At 68.7% G+C, this 19,988-nt stretch carries 18 protein-coding genes; 3 read left to right on the forward strand and 15 right to left on the reverse strand.

Translation table 11 applies throughout. From position 1 onward, the window contains the following. Positions 1-65: 65 nt before the first annotated feature. The 4 genes from ASD42_RS07320 to ftsY form a co-directional block, all read right to left on the reverse strand. The gene (locus ASD42_RS07320; RefSeq protein ID WP_056811848.1) at positions 66-2,510 is read right to left on the reverse strand and encodes a [protein-PII] uridylyltransferase; all 2,445 of its coding nucleotides are present in this window, start codon (positions 2,508-2,510) and stop codon (positions 66-68) included. A gap of 89 nt (positions 2,511-2,599) precedes the next feature. Next, positions 2,600-2,938 carry a P-II family nitrogen regulator gene (locus ASD42_RS07325; protein WP_056815692.1) on the reverse strand — a complete coding sequence of 113 codons (339 nt, stop codon included), beginning with the start codon at positions 2,936-2,938 and terminating at the stop codon, positions 2,600-2,602. A 5-nt stretch (positions 2,939-2,943) separates the two neighbouring features. After that, on the reverse strand, positions 2,944-4,290 hold the full coding sequence (locus tag ASD42_RS07330; RefSeq protein ID WP_056811851.1) for an ammonium transporter: 1,347 nt from the start codon (positions 4,288-4,290) through the stop codon (positions 2,944-2,946). A gap of 315 nt (positions 4,291-4,605) precedes the next feature. After that, positions 4,606-6,063 (reverse strand): signal recognition particle-docking protein FtsY, encoded by a 1,458-nt coding sequence (gene ftsY / locus ASD42_RS07335; RefSeq protein ID WP_056811854.1) that lies wholly within the window; start codon positions 6,061-6,063, stop codon positions 4,606-4,608. Between the two features lie 154 nt (positions 6,064-6,217). On the opposite strand from ftsY, the gene ASD42_RS07340 reads away from it, so the two are divergent. Further along, complete coding sequence (locus tag ASD42_RS07340) at positions 6,218-6,607, forward strand: DUF2237 family protein (RefSeq protein WP_014987060.1); 390 nt, start codon at positions 6,218-6,220, stop codon at positions 6,605-6,607. Here ASD42_RS07340 and ASD42_RS07345 read toward each other — a convergent pair. Beyond that, positions 6,591-7,379 carry a TetR family transcriptional regulator gene (locus ASD42_RS07345; RefSeq protein WP_056811857.1) on the reverse strand — a complete coding sequence of 263 codons (789 nt, stop codon included), beginning with the start codon at positions 7,377-7,379 and terminating at the stop codon, positions 6,591-6,593. The two genes, ASD42_RS07340 and ASD42_RS07345, sit on opposite strands and share 17 nt — an antisense overlap. Positions 7,380-7,502: 123 nt before the next feature. On the opposite strand from ASD42_RS07345, the gene ASD42_RS07350 reads away from it, so the two are divergent. Next, positions 7,503-8,423: an NmrA/HSCARG family protein gene (locus ASD42_RS07350; protein ID WP_056811861.1), complete on the forward strand. Its 921-nt coding sequence runs from the start codon at positions 7,503-7,505 to the stop codon at positions 8,421-8,423. A gap of 22 nt (positions 8,424-8,445) precedes the next feature. On the opposite strand, the gene smc is transcribed toward ASD42_RS07350, so the two are convergent. From smc to ASD42_RS07400, 10 genes are all read right to left on the reverse strand, one after another. Continuing rightward, complete coding sequence (gene smc / locus ASD42_RS07355; protein ID WP_056811863.1) at positions 8,446-12,072, reverse strand: chromosome segregation protein SMC; 3,627 nt, start codon at positions 12,070-12,072, stop codon at positions 8,446-8,448. 155 nt (positions 12,073-12,227) lie between these two features. Next, positions 12,228-12,704, reverse strand: coding sequence for a DUF1707 SHOCT-like domain-containing protein (locus ASD42_RS07360; protein ID WP_063893571.1), 477 nt, complete (start codon positions 12,702-12,704; stop codon positions 12,228-12,230). Between the two features lie 87 nt (positions 12,705-12,791). Further along, a complete protein-coding gene (locus tag ASD42_RS07365; RefSeq protein ID WP_056811866.1) occupies positions 12,792-13,247 on the reverse strand; it encodes a DUF350 domain-containing protein in 456 nt (151 codons plus the stop codon). A gap of 37 nt (positions 13,248-13,284) precedes the next feature. Beyond that, the gene (locus ASD42_RS07370) at positions 13,285-14,448 is read right to left on the reverse strand and encodes a glutathionylspermidine synthase family protein (protein ID WP_056811869.1); all 1,164 of its coding nucleotides are present in this window, start codon (positions 14,446-14,448) and stop codon (positions 13,285-13,287) included. Further along, on the reverse strand, positions 14,449-15,192 hold the full coding sequence (locus ASD42_RS07375; protein WP_056811874.1) for a hypothetical protein: 744 nt from the start codon (positions 15,190-15,192) through the stop codon (positions 14,449-14,451). A 30-nt stretch (positions 15,193-15,222) separates the two neighbouring features. Next, positions 15,223-15,558, reverse strand: coding sequence for an acylphosphatase (locus ASD42_RS07380; protein WP_056811877.1), 336 nt, complete (start codon positions 15,556-15,558; stop codon positions 15,223-15,225). Beyond that, the gene (locus ASD42_RS07385) at positions 15,555-15,998 is read right to left on the reverse strand and encodes an OsmC family protein (protein ID WP_056811880.1); all 444 of its coding nucleotides are present in this window, start codon (positions 15,996-15,998) and stop codon (positions 15,555-15,557) included. Before ASD42_RS07385 ends, ASD42_RS07380 begins: the two co-directional genes overlap by 4 nt. Positions 15,999-16,088: 90 nt before the next feature. Further along, positions 16,089-16,760 (reverse strand): response regulator, encoded by a 672-nt coding sequence (locus ASD42_RS07390; RefSeq protein ID WP_235569449.1) that lies wholly within the window; start codon positions 16,758-16,760, stop codon positions 16,089-16,091. A 130-nt stretch (positions 16,761-16,890) separates the two neighbouring features. Beyond that, entirely contained in the window at positions 16,891-19,413 is a 2,523-nt protein-coding gene (locus tag ASD42_RS07395; protein ID WP_056811882.1) for a sensor histidine kinase, read from the reverse strand. Next, entirely contained in the window at positions 19,410-19,574 is a 165-nt protein-coding gene (locus tag ASD42_RS07400) for a hypothetical protein (RefSeq protein WP_156677398.1), read from the reverse strand. The genes ASD42_RS07395 and ASD42_RS07400 overlap by 4 nt, the downstream gene beginning before the upstream one ends. A gap of 279 nt (positions 19,575-19,853) precedes the next feature. Here ASD42_RS07400 and ASD42_RS34280 point away from each other — a divergent pair, with 279 nt between their 5' ends. Next, positions 19,854-19,937, forward strand: coding sequence for a potassium-transporting ATPase (locus ASD42_RS34280; protein ID WP_067449012.1), 84 nt, complete (start codon positions 19,854-19,856; stop codon positions 19,935-19,937). The last annotated feature ends 51 nt before the right edge of the window (positions 19,938-19,988 follow it).

The following is a 19,988-nucleotide window of genomic DNA, read 5'->3' on the forward strand; positions in this document are numbered from 1 at the left end:
CGGGCCGCGAGGACGCCGTGTAGCAACCTGATAGCAATCAGTGAGTAAACCGTGTCCTTGCGGTGTCAGTCGGCCTCGGTTGTCGCGGTCGGCGGCGGGGCGGGAGCGGGCTGCGGAACCACCTCCAGGACGGCCTTCTCGATGCGGTCACGCAGGGCCGGGCTGTCGGCGTCGCCCAGATCGAGGCAGAAGGCGTCGACCACGGCCGAGCCCATCGTGACCACCTTGGCCCACCGGACGTTGGCTCCCGTCGCGGCGAAGGCACCGGCCAGTCTGCTCAGCAAACCGATCCGGTCGTCGGCGCGCAGCTCGAGGATCACCTGTCCGGGAGTGCTGATCGGTGACCAGATCAGGCGCGGCGCGGCGCGCGCGTACCGGCCGGGCCCGGTCCCGACCGCGTCGGTTTCGCGTTTGGCCAGCACCGCGGGCAGGTCGAGCGCGCCGGTGGTGGCCCGGATGAGTTCCTGACGCAGCAGGCCCGCGTCCGGCGGATCGCCGAATTTCGGCATCACCACGAAGGTGTTGATCGCCGAATCCCCGGCGCTGCCCAGCGAGGCCGAGAGCACCCGCAACGCGTGTAGTGCCAGAACACCGGCGGCGTCGGAGAGCAGGCCCGGCTCGTCGGGGGCGATCACCGTCACCACGAAGGTGTGCTTGCCGTCGCCGGGCGCGAGGGTGACGTGTACGCCGCCTGCCCTGGCCTTGTCCAGCAGCTCCGGGTCGATCGGTTCCGGTTGCGGCAGTGGCTCGCCCGCCATGACGAGTCGGCAGCGACGCACCAGTTCCCCGATCAGCGAGGCCTTCCAGTCGCCCCAGACACCAGGGCCGGTGGCCATCGAGTCGGCCTCGGCCAGCGCGTGCAGCAGTTCGAGTAGGCCGACGTCTCCACCGAGCGCGTCGGCGACGTGCTGCACGGTGGCCGGGTCGTCGAGGTCGCGCCGGGTCGCGGTGTCGGGTAGGAGCAGGTGGTGGCGCACGATCGCGCTGAGGGTGCGCACGTCCGATGGCCACATTCCGAGCCTGCGGCCGATATGCGTGGCGAGTTCGGCGCCGACAATGCTGTGGTCGCCCTGTCGCCCCTTGCCGATGTCGTGCAGCAGCGCGCCGAGCGCGAGCAGGTCGGGCCGGGCGACCCTGGTGCTCAGGCTGCTCGCGAAGGCGACGGTCTCCATCAGGTGCCGATCGACGGTCCAGGTGTGCATCGCATCGCGCGGCGGCAGATCGCGGACCGCGCCCCATTCGGGAAAGAGTCTGCCCCACAATCCGGTTCGATCGAGCGCCTCGACCGCGTCGATGCTGCCTCGGCCCGCGCCGAGCAGCACGAGCAGATCGTTGAGCGCGTCCTTGGGCCACGGTTCGCGCAGTTCGGGCGCGTCCTCGGACAGGCGGTTGAGCGTGGTCGCCGACATCGGCAGGCCGGTCTGTGCCGACGCCGCGGCCACCCGCAGGATCAGCCCTGGATCGCGTTGCGGGCGGGCGTCTCTGGCCAGCACCACCTCGCCGGAGTGCTCGACCACCCCCTCATCGAGTGGTCGGCGCACCGGCATGCGGCGCAGTCTGGCCAGGCCGCGCCGCGGGAGCGCGTTGGCGGCCGTGCGCAGACCGACGTCGCACGAATAGCTCACCGTACGCGCCGAATCGGTCAATGTCCGGGCGAGATCGAAACGGTCGCCGATGCGCAGCGCGGCGCCGATCTCATCGGCGTCCTGGGCGCGCAGCTGATCGCGGGCCCGGCCGGCGACCCGGTGCAGTTCGGTGCGCACGTCGAGCAGTCGCCGGTGTGCCTGTTTCAGGCCGCCGCCGGGGACCTCGGGGCCCAAACCCGGCATGGCGTCGGTCAACTGGGCGATCGCGAGCGCGTCGAGCAGCTGGATATCGCGCAGCCCGCCGCGACCGTTCTTGAGATCGGGTTCGGCGCGGTGGGCGATCTCGCCGCTGCGCTGCCAGCGTGCGGTGGCCTGGGCGATGAGATCGTCGAAGCGCGACCTGATGCCGGTGCGCCATTCCCGGCGCACGCCGCCGATGAGCAGATTGCTGAGGTCTTGGTCGCCGACGATGTGGCGAGCTTCCAGCAGGCCGAGCCCGGCGATCATGTCGTCGGCGGCCACTCGCAACGCCTGCGGCACGGTGCGCACGCTGTGGTCGAGCTTGATGTGGGCGTCCCACAGGGGATACCAGAGTTGATCGGCGACCTCGGAGACCACCTTCGGGTCGACGTCGTCGTGCAGCAGCACGAGGTCGAGATCGGAGTACGGCAGCATCTCGCGTCGGCCGAGTCCGCCGACCGCCACGACCGACAGGCCGCTGTCGGCGGTGATGCCGAGTTCGTTGCCCTTACTGGTGAGCCACAGTTCGAACAGGTCGACCAGGGCCTCGCGCAACGATTCCGGATCGAGCCGCGGATTGCGGGTGCCCGCTCCGTCGAGCAGCTGCGCCCTGGCCTTGACCAGATCCGCCGCTCCGTTGTTCTGAATACCGCCGTTCCGCTGTGCCACAGCCCACACCACCATTTCATGCGGGCGGCCCCGCCCCGACCGGAGTTCTCACCGGTGGGAGCGGGGCCGCCGCTCGATCGATTCCTCGTGCGTGACTGACCGAATTACAGTGCGTCGGTTCCGCGTTCGCCGGTACGGACGCGGATGATGGTGTCCACCGGGGTCACCCATACCTTGCCGTCACCGATCTTGCCGGTCCGCGAGGCCTCCACGATCACCTCGACGACCTTCTCGACCGACGCATCGTCCACGACGACCTCGACCCGGACCTTGGGAACGAAATCCACCGAGTACTCAGCACCGCGGTACACCTCGGTGTGGCCCTTCTGCCGGCCGTATCCCTGGACTTCGCTGACGGTCATGCCGAGCACGCCTGCCTGTTCCAGCCCGGACTTCACATCTTCGAGCGTGAACGGTTTGACGATTGCCGTAACCAGTTTCATGTTCGTCATGCCTCCTTGACGAGCGTGCGTGCCGTGCCACCCACAGCAGCGAAATCGTATGCGGTTTCCGCGTGCTCGGCTTCGTCGAGGCCCGCAGCCTCGGACTCTTCACTGGCGCGCAGGCCGATCGTGAACTTGATCGCATACGCGATGATGGCCGTGGCGACCAGCGAGTAGGCGAGAACGGCGAAGGCACCGACAGCCTGCAGCTTCAACTGCTCGACTCCACCACCGTAGAACAGTCCATCGACACCTGCGGGAGCTTCGCTGGTAGCGACGAGTCCGACGATCAGCGTGCCGACCAGACCACCGACGAGGTGGACGCCGACGACGTCGAGCGAGTCGTCGAAGCCGAAGCGGAACTTCAGGCCGACAGCCAGGGCGCACAGCGCACCGGAGACGACACCGACAGCCAGGGCGCCGACCACGTTGACCGAGGAACAGGCCGGGGTGATCGCGACCAGACCGGCGACGATGCCCGAGGCAGCGCCGAGCGAGGTCGGGTGACCGTCGCGGATCTTCTCCACGAGCAGCCAGGCCATCATCGCGGCGGCGGTGGCGATCGTGGTGGTGAGGAAGGTGGCACCCGCGACACCGTTGGCGCTCAGCGCCGAACCCGCGTTGAAGCCGTACCAGCCGAACCACAGCAGACCGGCGCCGAGCATCACGAACGGCAGGTTGTGCGGACGGAACGGCGTCTTCGGCCAGCCCTTGCGCTTGCCGAGGATCAGGCAGAGCACCAGACCGGCGGCGCCGGCGTTGATGTGGACCGCGGTACCACCGGCGAAGTCGATCGCCTTGAGGTTGTTGGCGATCCAGCCGCCGTTCTCACCGGTGTAGCCGCTGAAGGCGAACACCCAGTGCGCGACGGGGAAGTAGACGACCGTGGCCCAGATTCCGGCAAATACGAGCCACGACCCGAACTTCAAGCGGTCGGCGACCGCGCCCGAGATGAGTGCGACCGTGATGATCGCGAACATGAGCTGGAAGGCGACGAACACCGAGAGAGGGATCGTGCCGAACAGCGGGATGGCGGCGGGGGCCGCGGGGTCGGTAGTCGCTAGATAGTCGCCGCCAAGGACGCCCTTGAGGCCGAAGTACTGGAGCGGATCACCGACCAGCTTGCCCTTGTCCTCGCCGAACGCCATCGAGAAGCCGTATAGACACCACAGGATGGTGATCAGGCCCATCGCGGAGACGCTCATCATGATCATGTTCAGCACGTTCTTGCCACGGACCATACCGCCGTAGAAGAACGCCAGACCCGGCGTCATCAACAGCACCAGGGCCGCCGACGCCAGAATCCAGGCGGTGTCACCGGCGTCCGGTGCGCCGATCAGTGGAAATGCCACCTTGTGTTCCTCCTCATCTCGGGCCCTGCCGATGACGGCAAAAGGACCTGTACAGAAGGGTCGCCACTCGGTGTTTCATCCGTTGAGCTGTGGTGTTTCACCTGAGTGAACGGATAGCGCTGTTGTGTTGCATCCACGTTTCGTGTGGTTGGCATGAGCCTGTCAGCTCACGGTGAGATCGGTACGGATGTGCGATTCGCCACGAGTTCGCGCGGCGATTCGCCTCGACGCCGTTGCCCGGAAACCGTGATGTCAGCCCCTGAAAAGCAGTGATGCCCGCCCGATCGCTGGATCGGACGGGCATCGACGAAACCGCTACGCGGTGCCCCCGAGCAGGGCGTCGACGAACGCGCCTGGCTCGAAGGGCGCCAGGTCGTCGGCGCCCTCGCCGAGGCCGACGAGTTTCACCGGCACACCGAGTTCGTGCTGCACCTGGAACACGATGCCGCCCTTGGCGGTGCCGTCGAGCTTGGTGAGCACCACGCCGGAGATATCGACGACGTCGGCGAACACCCGCGCCTGCATCAGGCCGTTCTGGCCGACGGTCGCGTCGAGGACCAACAGCACCTCGTCGACCTCGCCCTTCTTCTCCACGACCCGCTTGACCTTGCCCAGCTCGTCCATCAGGCCGGTCTTGGTGTGCAGGCGACCCGCGGTGTCGATGAGGACCGCGTCGACGCCGCGGTCGATGCCCGCGGTGACCGCGTCGAAGGCGACGGCGGCCGGGTCGGCGGCCTCTTTACCGCGCACGGTCTCGGCGCCCACCCGTTCGCCCCAGGTCTGCAGCTGATCGGCGGCGGCGGCGCGGAAGGTGTCGGCGGCGCCGAGCAGCACGCGGCGGCCGTCGGCGACGAGCACGCGGGCCAGTTTGCCGGTGGTGGTGGTCTTACCGGTGCCGTTGACGCCGACCACGAGCAGGATCGCGGGCTTGTCGCCGTGCGGAAGGGCGTGGATGGAACGGTCGAGCTCGGGGCGCAGGGCCTCGACGAGCACGTCACGCAGGGCGGCGCGGGCCTGTTCGGGAGTGCGCACGCTGCGTGAGGCCATCTCTTCGCGCAGGCGTTCGACGATCTTCGCGGTGCTCGCGGTGCCGATATCGGCCAGCACCAGGGTGTCTTCGATCTCCTCCCACGAATCCTCGTCGAGGTCGCCGCCGCCGAGCAGGCCGAGCAGGCTCTTGCCGACCGCGTTCTGGGAGCGAGACAAACGGCCGCGCAGGCGGACGAGACGGCCCGTGGTGGGGTCGATCTCTTCGATCGCGGTGGTGACCGGGTCGACCTCGGCCGGAGCCGGTGCGGAAGGAGTCTCGGTCGGCGCGGAGTCGGTGGGCGCTTCCCGCGTGGGGGCAGCGTCAGAAGGCGCGGTCTCGGTGTCGGGCTCGGCCGGTGCGGCGGTGTCGAGGGCGGACGCGTCGTCCGGGACGACCACAGTCTCGTCGATGACGACATCGCCCTCGGGCAGCGGAACATCGGTGATGCCGCGGCGCGGGGCGTCACGCGGGATCGCGGCGTCGTCGCCGACGTGCGGTTGACCGTCGGTATCGGTGCGCTCCGGGACGGGTTCGGGCTCGATCACTGTCGCCGTCGAGCCGCCCTGGCTGAAGTTGAACCCCCCGGACGCGGTGTAACCACCGGAGCGGTCCGTCAACTCCTTGTCCGGCTCGGGCGGGGCCAGCGAAATCTGGCGTCGCTTGTACAGGACGAAACCCGCGACGAGCGCCACCAACAGGACGGCGGCGATCGCGGCGATCAGGATCCACGCTTGCGAACTCACCCGGCGAGTCTATTCGTGCGGGGAGTTACCGCACGTCGGCGGCGTCTGCGCAGCAGGTCGAGGAGGCGTATCCGGGCGCGTCGCGGTATGGCGGAAACACTACAGATTCGTTGTCCTGCGGAACTTCTGGCGCTTGCCCCATAGGATCGGCGGAGTGACCGATCGAAACGTGCTTGGGGGGCCGCTGGAAGAGTGCGGCGCCGATCCTCTCACGGGCTTCTACCGGGACGGCTGCTGCAGCACCGGTCCGGAGGATCTCGGCAGCCACACCGTGTGCACCGTCGTGACGGCGGAATTCCTGGAGCATCAGGCCTCCATCGGCAACGACCTCAGCACCCCCCGCCCAGAGAACAATTTTCCCGGCCTGCAACCGGGCGACCGCTGGTGCGTGGTGGCGGTCCGCTGGTTGCACGCCCACGAGGACGGCGTAGCCGCACCCGTGGTCCTGGCCGCAACCCACGAGAACGCGCTGGAGGTCATCTCCATGGATATCCTGCGAAAATACGCAGTCGACGTCCCCGACGACGTCAGCGATCTGCTCTAGCTCCCCCGCCGCCCCGGGTGTTTCGCAGATCGCGTCGGCGGTGCGCCTTCTGGCGGCAGGCCGGGGAGCAGTAGCGGGCCGGTCTACCGATACCCGGTCGGCGGACGGGCGCGCCACAGATGGGGCAGGGAGCCGAGGTTTCGTTACTTTCCGTCGTTTCGTTACGGTCGATTTTCGCGAGTTCCGTTACGGGTGACGGGCGCGTTCGCAGCGCGTCGAGGACGAGGACGACGGCCGGGGCGAGTGGATCCTCGGCCCGTCGATGTCGTTGGATCGCAACGCATCCGGTGAAGATGTCCAAGACATCGGTGATCACCACATCGCGCCGGACCGCGCCCTGACGTTGGGCCGAGGCGAGTAGAGCGCCCAGTGCCCGGTGGAAGCGGTTGCCCGCGTCGCGAAGTAGGGCGCGGGGCCAGCCGTCGTCGGATTGCACCAGGTCGCACAGGTCCTTGTTGCCGGGCGTCGTCACGATCACGTGGGTGCACAGGGCGAAGAAGGCCGCACCCGGGTCCGGATCGGTGAGGTGTTCGGCCGCCAACGCCGCCAGTCGATCGACGCGCTGTTGCATAACCGCTTCCAGCAGATCGGTTTTCGTGGGGAAATGCCGATGGACGGTGCCCGCGCCGACACCCGCGCGGCGAGCCACTTCCGCCAGCGAGACCGTGGTGCCGCGTTCGGCGAGCGCCCGCTGGGCGGCGGCCAGGATCAGCGCGCGGTTGCGACGCGCGTCGGATCGGATCGCCGGTTCCGCGTCGTGGTCGACCGTCATTTCGTTACGCCTTCCCTGCACCGGACCTGGCCAACCGGGTGTGCCCACCCGTACCGTCCGGAATACGGGTCGACCGACCCGATTGTAGGCACACGATCGATCACGAAACGGAGCTCCTCCGCAATGACATCAGTACTTCCCGTTCTGGTCACCGGCGCGACGGGCAAGCAGGGCGGCGCGACCGCCCACCGATTGCTCAGCCGGGGACACGATGTTCGCGCTCTGGTCCGCGACCCCCACTCCCCCGCCGCCCGCGCATTGGCCGACGCGGGCGCCGAACTGGCGGTCGGCGACTTCGACGACTCGGTATCCCTGCGTGTCGCGGCGACCGGAACACGAGCCGTATTCCTGGTTCCCCCAGCCGATTACAGCGTGAAAGGCTGGGGCGAGGACACCGAGGGCCGCCGCGGCATCGCCATGATCGACGCGGCCCGCGCCGCTGACGTCGAGCAAATCGTATTCACCGGCGTCGCCACGATGGGCGACGCGCGATCGTGGGGTCAGCGGGGCAAACAAGAGATCGAGCGAGCCCTGGCGGCGTCCGGCCTGCGCTACACCGTGTTGCGGCCGGTGCGCTTCATGGAGAACTACCTCCTCCATGGCTCGCCCGTCGACGGCATCCGCGAAGGCGGCGAACACGCCCACTTGTTCCCCGCCGATCGCCCGCTCCAGATGATCGCCATCGACGACATCGGCGCCTTCGCCGCCCTGGCCTTCGCCGACCCCGAAACCTGGCACGCCCGCACCCTCGAACTGGCGGGTGACGGCATCACCCCGGTCGACGCGGCCGCCACCATCAGCGCCGCCATCGGCCACCCCGTCCACTACCGCGAGATCAGCGAGGAGGAAGCCGACGCGATCGGCCCCCAACTCGGCAACACCTGGCGCCTGATCCGCGAAACCGGCGGCTGGCACGCCGACATCCCCGCCCTACGCGCCCTGTACCCGGAGCTGACCTCCCTGCGCGACTGGCTGGCACGCGGCGGCACCCAACGGATCCTCGACCGGATCGACGCCACGGCGCCAGCGAGCGGGCTCCACTGAGACTCTGGTCGCCTCCCCGGCTTCAGGCGGAGGCCGACACCGGGTCGGGGTCGGTGACCTCGGCCCGGTTCAGGCGTTGCGAGATGACCTGGGTGATGCCGTCGCCCCGCATGCTCACGCCGTAGAGGGCGTCGGCGATCTCCATGGTGGGCTTCTGGTGGGTGATGACGATCAGCTGACTCTTCTCCCGCAGCTGTTCGAACAGGCCGATCAGGCGGCGCAGGTTGGTGTCGTCCAGCGCCGCCTCGACCTCGTCCATTACGTAGAACGGTGAGGGGCGGGCGCGGAAGATCGCCACGAGCAGAGCCACTGCGGTGAGCGACTTCTCACCGCCGGAGAGCAACGACAGGCGCTTGACCTTCTTGCCGGGCGGACGAGCCTCGACCTCGATGCCGGTGGTGAGCATGTCCGACGGATCGGTGAGCACCAGCCTGCCCTCGCCGCCGGGGAACAGTTTTCCGAAGACGCCGACGAATTCGCGTTCCACATCGGCGTAGGCCTCGGTAAACACCTGCAGGATGCGGGCGTCGACCTCGGCGACCACGTCGAGCAGGTCCTTGCGCGCGTTCTTCACGTCTTCGAGCTGGGTGGCGAGGAAGGTGTAGCGCTCCTCGAGGGCCGCGAACTCCTCCAGCGCAAGGGGATTCACCTTGCCGAGTGTGGTGAGGTCCTTCTCGGCCCGTTTGGCGCGGCGCTCCTGCGTCGGCCGGTCGTAGGGCATCGGCTGCGGCGCGCTGACCTGTTCGCCGCGCTCCTTGGCCTGCTCGTACTCGTGCATCTCCAGCGCCGAGGGCGGCAGCACCACGTCGGGCCCGTATTCGGCGACGAGGTCGGCCAGCGCGATGCCGAACTGTTCGGAGATGGTCGTCTCGAGCTGTTCGATGCGCAGTGCCGCTTGGGCTTTGGCGACTTCGTCGCGGTGCACGGCGTCGGTGAGCTGGGCCAGCTGGGTGTTCAGCGCGCGTGCGCGTTCCTTCACCTGTTCCAGCGCGGCGGCGCATTCGCCACGGCGACGGACCAGTTCGTCACGTCGGGCCGCGGCGGTGGCCACGACCTGCTCGAGTTCGTGCTTGATCTTGCTACCCGACTCGGCGACCGCCGCGGCCACGGCGGCCGCTTGGCGCCGAGCGGCCTGGGCACGTTCGGCGCGGGCCCTGGCCTCCCGCTCGCCACGGGCGGCCCTGCGCAGCGAATCCGCTTTGCCGCGCACCGATTCCGCGCGTTCCTCCGAGGTGCGCACGGACAGTCGAGCCTCGACCTCCATGGTCCGGGCTTCGGCGAGCGCGGCGGCGGCTTCTTCCCGGGCGTACCCCGCGGTCTCGGTGCTCGCGGCGCCGAAACTGTCGTCGCTGCCGTCGTGTTCGATCTCGGCGTGACGCAGCCGGTCCTCGAGTTCGGCGAGGGACGCGAGTGACTTCTCCCGCGCCGCTTCGGCTTCCGCGCGCTGGGTGGCCAGCCGCTCCCCTTCGGTCTGCGCCGCGCGCGCACTCTGCCCGACCCTGGCCAGTCGGTCGTAGATCGCCAGCAGCGCCTGATCGGATTCGTGCAGCGCCATCAGCGCGTGGTCGGCGGCGTCCTTGCGGTCGGTCTGTTCGGCGAGCGCGCCGGCCAGCGCCGCCTCCAACTCCTCGGCCCGCCGTTGCGCCGCCGCCAGTTCCGCGGTGGCGGCGTCGATATCGGCCTGGACCTCGAGCTGGCTCGGCATCCGTTCGGAGCCGCCGACGACCCAGCCCGCACCGGCCAGGTCACCGTCGCGGGTCACCACCCGCAGTTCCGGGCGCAGGGCGACGAGTTCGGTGGCGGTCGCCAGATCATCGACGACCACGACGTCGGCGGTGAGCGCGGCCAGCGCGGGCCGCACCTGCTCATCGCCTTCGAGTACGTCGGCGAGCCACTGCGCACCGGCGGGCAACGCGGAACGCTCGGCCGGTATCGCCCGGTCGGTGGCGAAGACGAACGCCACCCGACCGCCGTCACCACTGCGCAGTTCCCGCACCGCCGAGTCGGCGGCGGTCGCGGTATCGGCGGTGATGGCATCGGCCAGCGGACCGAGCAGCGCGGCCACGGCGGCCTCGAAGCCGGACTGCACGCGCAACAGGCCCGACAGCCGCCCGCCGAGCCCGCTCACGCCGTGTTCGAGCAGCCAGGCCGCGCCGTCCTTGCGGGCCAGGTTCATGCCGAGCGCTTCGATGCGGGCGCCGAGCCGGGCGACCAGCTTGCTCGCCTCCCGGTCGAGTTCCCGCAGTTCCCGCACGCGCTCGTCGGCCAGGCCCTGGGCGGCGACGGCGTGTTCGTGCTGGGCGTCCAGGCCCTTCTCGCCCGCGTCGAGTTCACCGAGTTCGTCCTGCACCGAGTCGTATTCGACCTGCGCGGTCTCACCGCGGTGCCGGGCGTCGGCGATGGCCACGGACAGGCGCGCGATCTCGGCGTCCACGGACTGGGCGCGGGTGCGCAACGTGTCGACCTGGCCCGACAGCCGGGCCAGCCCTTCGCGGCGGTCGGCGATCGCGCGCACAGCGGCCAGGTGCGCCTGTTCGGCGGCCTTGGCGGCGTGTTCCCGCTCGGCGAGGGCTTCGCGCGCGGCCTCGAGGGTCTCGGTGGCCATCTCGACCGCGTACCGCAGTTCGGCCTCTTCGGCTTCGATCCGCTCGGCCTCGGCCTCGAGCTGCTCCGGGTCGCGGCCGGTGCCGACCGGCGCCTCGGTGTGCAGATGCCTGGCCCGGTCGCTGGCGATGCGGATGGTGGCGTTCACCCGTTCGGCCAGCGCCGAGAGCTGGAACCAGGTCTGCGCGGCGGCCTCGGCGCTGGGGCTGAGCCGCGACAGCTGGAACTCCTGCTGCGCGAGTGCGGCATTGGCGGCGTCGAGTTCGGTCTGCACGTTGATCTGCTGTTCGCGGGCGTAGGCCTCTTTGCTGAGCTGGGACTCCAGCTCGCCACGGCGGGTCACCAGGTCGTCGGCGGCCAGGCGCAGCCGGGCGTCGCGCAGATCGGCCTGCACGGTCTGCGCGCGGCGAGCGACCTCGGCCTGGCGGCTGAGCGGCTTGAGCTGGCGACGCAGTTCGGTGGTGAGGTCGGTGAGCCGGGCGAGGTTGGCCTGCATCGCGTCGAGCTTGCGGACCGCCTTCTCCTTGCGCCTGCGGTGTTTGAGCACGCCCGCGGCTTCTTCGACGAACGCGCGCCGATCCTCCGGCCGCGATTCCAGGATCGCCGACAGCCTGCCCTGACCCACGATGACGTGCATCTCGCGCCCGATACCGGAGTCGGACAGCAGTTCCTGCACATCCATCAACCGGCACGTGCTGCCGTTGATCTCGTACTCGCCCGCGCCGTCGCGGAACATGCGACGGGTGATCGACACCTCGGCGTAGTCGATGGGCAGCGCGCCGTCGGAGTTGTCGATGGTCAGCGTCACCTCGGCACGACCCAGCGGTGCCCGCCCCACGGTCCCGGCGAAGATGACGTCCTGCATCTTCCCGCCCCGCAACGCTTTGGCACCCTGCTCGCCCATCACCCAGGAGAGCGCGTCCACGACATTGGATTTGCCGGACCCGTTCGGCCCGACGACGCAGGTGATGCCCGGTTCGAAGCGCAAAGTGGTCGCAGACGCGAAGGACTTGAAACCCTTCAACGTCAAGCTCTTCAGATGCAAGAGAACTCGTCCGCCTCTCCGCGACTCAGGCCAGACCTAGGTGCGTGCAGGCATCGCACGCGGCCAGCGGTGATGGGGGTGACTCGGGCAGCCGGTTCCCGACGAGTTACCCATGTGCTCGCGAAAGCCTAGCGGACGTAGCGGCAGGTTTGCGGTCAGTGCGGGTTGATGTGCTTCATCTGCTTCTGCAGCTGACGGATATGGGTTGCGGTACCAGGGCTCGCTTCCCAGCCGGTGATCACGCGGAAGACCAGAACCGCGCCCCACGGGCCGATCACCCACATCGGCCAGAAGTAGGTGAGCTCGCCCGCGGTGAGCGAGATCAGACCCCAGATGACCAGCACGATCACGCTCACGCCGAGCCAGCTGCCCGCCTCGATGCGCTGCCAGATCGGGAACCGCGTACCGGGCTTTCGCTCGGCGGGCGCCGCGGCCTGCTGCTGTGTCGTCAACGGCGGCAGGTCGGACAGGACGACGGCGAGTTCGTCACGCGTGGCGGTCGCGTAGACCTTGGCCACCCGCAGATCGTATTCGCCCAGGTCGAGTCTGCCGTCGGCCAGATGCGTGCCCAACTGGGCGACGATCGCGTTGCGTTCGGCGTCGGACGCGCGCGTACCCGGGGTGATATCCATGCCGACGTCCTCTCGGTCACATCCACGGTGGAGTGCTGGTTTCCAGCGTCCACCCTCCACAGTGCAATGTCAACCGATCGTACCGGCTCAGAGAATGGCGAAGGCCACCACGAGACCCAGCGCGAAGTGCGCGGCGGCGACGACGAGGACCTCGGGGGTGTACGTCTCGGCGTGCAGGGTGCGGCCGATGTCGATGCCGGTGACCTTCTCGATCACCCGCACCGAGATCACCTGCGCGATGATGCCGACCAGGCCGTAGATGATCGCCGCGATCAGACCTTCCGACAGCTTGCCGCTGCCGCCGGTGGCCAGCACCGCGAACACGACGATGAACGCCATGCTGATCATTCCGGCCGCCGAGACGATGAGCGCGTTCGGCTTGCCCGCGACCACCAGGTCGCGCAGGTTGCCGGGCGTGGTCAGGTCGATGGCGAAGAAGCCGATCAGCATCAGCGCGAGGCCGATCAGGCAGTACAGGATGATGGCGCCGACGCCTTCACCGAGCGCACTCCAATAACCCGATTCCAGGGCGAGGGCGGTCATCGTGGTCCTTTCGAACAATGTTGTGAGGTCAGTGGTTTCAGTCGACGATGCGGTGCGGGACGAACGCGGCACCGTCATCGGTGATCAGGCCGGCGGTCTCGCGGATGCCGAGCCCCGCCGCGGTGTCACCCACGACCCAGGCGCCGAGCACCGGCCGCATCCCGTCGAATTCCGGTAGCGGGTCGAGCAATTGGTAGACGAAACCCTCGGCGCCGTAGACGCCGCCGGTCGCGGTCTCCATCCCGGGGCCGACGATGGTCATGTTCGCGCCCTCGCGGCCGAGCTTGGGTTTGCGAATGTATTCGGTGAGCTCGTGCGGGTCGTCGAGGTAGGCGGGCAACAGGTTGGGGTGGCCGGGATACATCTCCCACAGGATCGCCAGGATCGCCTTGTTGCTCAGCAGCGTGGTCCACAGCGGTTCGATCCACGCGGTCGCGGGCAGGCTAGCGACCACGCGCTTGCCGAAGTCGTCGTCGAGGATCCACTCCCACGGATACAGCTTGAAGATCGCCTCGATCGGCGCCTCGGCCAGATCGACGAACCGGTTCAGCTCGGTGTCGAAACCGACTTCCTCGATCGGCAGCGCAACCGTGTCGAAACCGGCTTCGGCCGCTGTCTCCTGCATGTAGGCGGTGGTGACGTTGTCCTCGCCGGTCGCGTCGGCGCCCGACCAGGTGAAGTGCAGTTCGGTACCGGGCAGCACGCCGCGCAGTTCGGTCCAGCGCTCCACCAGCTTCTCGTGCAGCGAATTCCATTGGTCGCCACCGGGATGCACCTGCTGGAGCCAGTGCCACTGGATGATCGCGGCCTCGAGCAACGAGGTCGGAGTGTCGGCGTTGTACTCGAGCAGCTTGGCCGGGCGACGCGCGTCGTAGCGCAGATCGAAGCGGCCGTACACGTAAGGGTCACTGCGACGCCATGATTCAGCGATCGGGGCCCACGTCCATTCCGGCAGACCGAAATCGGCGAAACGCTCGGTGAGTACCACGTGTTCGACCGCGTGCAGGCACATCGACTGGAGCAGTTCCACATCGGCTTCCAGCGCCAGGATCTCGTCCATCGAGAACTCGTAGTGCACCGACTCGTCCCAGTACGGCCGTGGCTGACCGCTGGCATCGCGCCCCGGCGCACCGTAGACGAGGCCCTGCTTTTCGACGATCTGCTGCCAGTCCCGGCGTGGGGTGCTCTTGTTGCGCCGCATCTACGACCCACTCCCGCCGGTCGACTTGCTGCCGAGTCCGCCGCGCTGCACCGTGGTGCCGCTCTTGGTCGTGATCTGGGCATTGCGCGGTTTCACCGAGGTGCCGCCCGTCGGTGGCTTGCCGATGGTCGGTGTGCCGCCGTAGTGGTAGCGGTACTGCGGCCAGCCCAGAATCAGCAGTCCGGCGCCGTGACCGCCGGAGCCCTCACTGCGGAAATTGGTCTTGCCGTCGCCGCAGTTCTCGTCGGGGACAACGACTTCCTGCCCGTTCTGGTCGATCTGCACGCACGAGGCCGTCACCTGGTCGGGTGCGGTGATCGCCCGGTAGGCGAGGTAGCCGCCGCCGACGAGCGCGGCGACGCCGACGATGGCGACACCGCCGATCATCACGCGTTTGCGGTTGCGCCGCTTCTCCTCCGCCGCCACGGCCGCCGCGCGCTCGGCCTCTTCGGCTTGTTTACGGGCCTTGTCTCGGGCGCGCGCCTCGCCGACGGTCGGCGGACGCGGCTGGGTGACGCCGGGTTCCTGCCGCGCCATCCGGCCGGGTTGCGGCTGGCCGACGGGATGCCCGCCGGTGCCGAAAGCAGGCGGCGTCGACCCTGCGTCGGGTTCGGACGGCGTCGAACTCGCCTCCGGTGCGGACCATCCCGCGCCGGGATCGGGTGGCGTCCACGGGGACCTGCCCGGCTCGCCGTTCGAGGGTTGTTCCGGTCGATCGGGCGGTCCGGGGTTCTGTGTGCTCACCGCTGCCGCCCCTAGCCCCCGAAGTCACCACTAGCGCTCCTCGAATCCGGTCATGTCGCCCCGCGCGGGCTCCCAGCTTTCCACAACCAGGTCTACCCGCCCAGGAGCACGCCCGGACAGACCATGTGTCGCGTGCCCGACGGCTCGAGAGCTATCGGGCGCTTCGCCGGACCGTAGCAGTTCCAGCAATTTCTCGCCCGCCGTTCGTGGTCCTTCGGCGACAACGTGGACGCGACCGTCGCGATGGTTGCGCGCGTAGCCGACGAGGCCGAGTTCCAGTGCGCGCGACCGCGTCCACCACCGGAATCCCACGCCCTGCACGTAGCCGTGCACCCACGCGCTCAGCCGAACCGGCTCTTCGCTCATGCGTCGATATTGAAGGTCAACGTCACCTTCGTGCCCGCTTTGAGCGTGCGACCGACGGTGCACACCTTGTCGACAGCACGCTGCACGGTGACCAGTAGTCGTTCGCGGGCGGCCTCGTCGAGTTCGGACAGATCCAGTTCGAGGACCTCGTCGAGCTGCGGGTAGAGCTCGTTCTCGCGGTCGGCATCGCCCGAGACGCGGATGGTGGCGTCGAACTCGTCGCCGAGGCGACGCGACAACGGCAGGTCCGAGCTGAGCCCGGTGCATCCGGCCAGCGCGATCTTGAGCAGCTCACCGGGCGTGAAGGCGCCGGGGACACCCTGGGAGGCGATCAAGACCTCCGCGCCACGGTTGCTGCGCCCGGTGTAGGCACGGGTTCCGGTGCGCTCGACCCACAGTTCGGTGGGGGCGTTGGTCACGGGTGCGGTCTGCTCAGCCATGCCTAGATCCTGCCATTCGCTCGAGGTCGATCTACGCCTGGGAACGTCCACGCCACTCCCGGCATTCCGGGCACGTGACCGGGCGCACGCTCATTCCTGGAAGCGGTATCCCATCCCAGCCTCCGTCAGCAGATGGCGCGGGTTGGCCGGATCGTCCTCGAGTTTGCGCCGCAACTGCGCGAGGTAGACGCGCAGGTAGTGGGTCTCGGTCGCATAGGCGGGCCCCCACACCTCACGCAGTAATTCCTTGCGCCCCACCAGCTTTCCGCGATTACGCACCAGCATCTCGAGCATGCCCCACTCGGTGGGCGTCAGGTGCACCGGCGCACCCTGCTTGGTGACCTTCTTGGCGACGAGGTCGACGGTGAACGAGTCGGTGACCACCACCGGATCGACGGCGTCGGTCGCGCTGGCCCCACGCCGAACCGCGGCCCGCAGCCGAGCCAGCAGTTCGTCCATCCCGAACGGTTTGGTGACATAGTCGTCGGCGCCCGCGTCGAGCGCCTCGACTTTGTCGGCCGAATCCGTCCGCGCCGACAGCACGATCACCGGCGCGGAGGTCCACCCGCGCAGCCCGGCCAGCACCTCGATCCCGTCCAGGTCCGGCAGGCCCAGATCGAGAATGACGACGTCGGGATGCTTCTCGGCGGCGGCGCGTAAGGCGGCGGCCCCGTTGCCCGCGGTGATCACCTCGTACCCGCGCACCGACAGATTGATCCGCAGAGCACGCACGATCTGCGGCTCATCGTCCACCACCAGCACCTTGATCGGCGGAGCCTGCCCGCCTGCCCGCGTCGGCGAGCCGGTCTCACTCGCGTCGTCGTGCGACGTCGGCGACCGGCGGTCGTGGGCGCCGGCAGGTGCGCCGGTCCCCGGTGGGTTACCCATGTGCTCACTTTCCTCGGGCGTCGACTGGGGGGTCCACCGCGGGTGTTCCCGATGGCAGGTCGACGAGCATGGTCAAGCCGCCGCCCGGGGTCGGCTCGGCGTGGACGGTGCCGCCCATCGCCTCCACGAAACCACGCACGACCGAGAGGCCGAGGCCGACGCCGGTGGTGTTGTCGCGGTCGCCGAGGCGTTGGAAGGGTTCGAACAGTTGCTCCTCGGTGCCCGACGGGACCCCGGGGCCGATGTCGACGACGGCGATCGACACTCGGTCGCCGTCGTGTTCGGCGGTGACCCGCACGGGCGACTCGCGGCCCGAATGCCGCAGGGCGTTGTCGATCAGGTTGGCCAATACGCGTTCGAGCAGGCCGCTGTCGGCCAGCACGGAAACCTCACCGACCTCGACCTTCACCCGCGCCATCGCCGCCCGGCGCAGCCCACGGGTGCCCATACCGACGCTCACCAGCGCGCGATGCGCCGCCTCGTCCATGTATACCTGCCGCAACTGCGGCGTGACGACCCCGACGGCCAGTCGCGAGGAGTCGAGCAGGTTGCCGACCAGCGCGGTCAACTGGTCGACGGACTCCTCGATCGCTTCCAGCAGTTCACCGGTGTCCTCGGCCGAGAATTCGATGTCGTCGCTGCGCAGGCTGGACACGGCCGCTTTCGCCCCCGCCAATGGCGTGCGCAGGTCGTGGCTGACCGCCGACAGCAGCGCGCGGCGCAGCCGGTCGGCTTCCAAGAGCGCCGCCGCCGCACTGGCTTCCTCCGCCAGCCGAGCCTGACGCACCAGCCCGACCGCCTGGTTGGCGACGGCGTTGAGCACCGGCCGATCCGTGGAGTCGATCGCCCGCCCGGCCAGCAGCAAGTGACTCTGCGCGTCACCCGCTTCGATGACGGTCTCGGCTTCGGACGGTCGCGTCGGCGGCTCGGCGCCGACCGCGGCGACGATCTGGTCCCCGCACTGCACGCTCACCGCGCGCTGGCCATAGGTTTCGCGAACCTGCTCGAGCAGGTTGGGCAGGTCGGCGCCGTGCAGCACGGATCCGGCGAACATCGTCAGCAGCTCCGCTTCCCGAGATGCCTTGCGCGCCTGCAGTGTTCGCTTGGCGGCCACATCGACGAGCGCTGCCACGGCGACCGCGACGATGAGCAGCACGACCACAGTGACGAAGTTGTCCGGCTCGGCGATGGTGAGGCTGTAGCGCGGTGAGGTGAAAAACCAGTTCAGCAGCAGTCCCGACAGCAACGCCGACATGACAGCGGGCAGCACCCCACCGAACAGCGCGACCGCGACCACACCCACGAAGAACATGGCGCTGAGCCCGCCGAGCTGGAGCCACCCGTCGAGCAACAGCCCGCAGATCACGCTCACCAGCACCGGCACGACGATCGCGGCCGGCCACGCGCTCACCGGCCGCCGCGGACGCAGCCAATGCCTGCGCAGCCCGCGATTGGCTTCCTCGTGGGTCACCATGTGCACGTCGATCTTGCCCGAGCGCTGCACCACGGTGGAGCCGATGCCCTCGTCGAGCATCCGCGCCCAGCGCGAACGTCGTGAGGTGCCGAGCACCAACTGGGTGGCGTTGACCTCGCGCGCGAAATCGAGCAGTGCGGAGGGCACGTCGTCGCCGGTCACTGTATGCAGCGAGGCGCCGAGACCGGCGGCGAGATCACGGAGCTTTGCCATCCGCTCGGTCGAGACCCCGACCAGCCCGTCGCCGCGCACCACGTGGAGCACAACCAGATCGGCACTGGACTTGGACGCGATCCGCCCGGCCCGGCGCACCACCGTCTCCGACTCGGGACCACCGGTGACCGCGACGACGACGCGTTCGCGCGCCTCCCACAGCTCGGTGATCTTGTGGTCGGCCCGGTACCGGGCCAGCGCCGCGTCCACCTGGTCGGCCAGCCACAGCAGCGCGAGTTCACGCAGCGCGGTGAGATTGCCGGGCCGGAAGTAGTTGCGCAGCGCCGCGTCGACCTTGTCGGCGGCGTAGACATTGCCGTGGGAAAGCCTGCGCCGCAACGCTTCCGGTGTCAGATCGACCAGTTCCACCTGATCGGCGCCGCGCACCACGGCATCGGGCACGGTCTCGCGCTGCTCGATACCGGTGATCTGGGCGACCACATCGTTGAGGCTCTCGAGGTGCTGCACGTTCACCGTGGAGATCACGTCGATACCCGCGGCCAGGAGTTGCTCCACGTCCTGCCAGCGCTTCTCGTGCACGCTGCCCGGTGCGTTCGTATGCGCCAGTTCGTCGACCAGCACCACCGCGGGCTTGCGCGTGAGCACCGCGTCGACATCGAGTTCGGGCAGCTCGGTCCCTCGATAGGAGACCATCTTGGGCGGAATCCGCTCGATGCCTTCCAGCAGTTCGGCGGTCTTCTTACGCCCGTGCGTCTCCACGACGGCCGCGACCACATCCCGGCCGCGTTCCAGGCGCCGATGCGCCTCGCCGAGCATGGCGTAGGTCTTGCCCACGCCCGGCGCCGCACCGAGGTAGATGCGCAGTTGTCCGCGTTTCACCTGTCCATCATCGCGTGCCGACGAGCCGGAGCCGAACGGCGCACCGGCAGGACGCCGACCGTCATCATCGGCGCGTGCGAGGCGTTCAACCGACCGAGTACGCGGATCAGCAGCAGCGACCCGACGAAACCGAAGATCACCGCAAGGGTCACAACAGACACCGCGATCTCACTTTCCATGAACAAGGGACCCGGGCGCCCTTCGCCTCCCGGTACACCAATTCCTACCGCGCGATATGCGGGTTGATCTCGATCTTTACGGTGTGTTGACGGCTATCGGCCCGGCCTTGACGGCATCCTCACATCAGCTGGTCGCCCGCGTCAACATTCCGCAAAGGCCGGGCCGCCGGGCGCTAAGGAGTCGTAAGGAAACCACGCCGAGCCGCCGTCCGGCGTTTCACTCACTTAGTTGCTCCACCTCGGAGCACAAGGAGGTTGGAAATGTCTGTCGTGGTGTTCACGGTGCTCACCGTGGCGATCTTCGCGCTGCTGGGCTTGATCCAGCGGGGGGTGGAGAAGCTGTGATCGCGAACCTTGTCGGTCTCGTCCTGGCCGTTCTCGTCGCCGTGTACATGG

This window comes from Nocardia sp. Root136, from assembly GCF_001427185.1.
In the GTDB taxonomy this organism is placed as follows: domain Bacteria; phylum Actinomycetota; class Actinomycetes; order Mycobacteriales; family Mycobacteriaceae; genus Nocardia; species Nocardia salmonicida.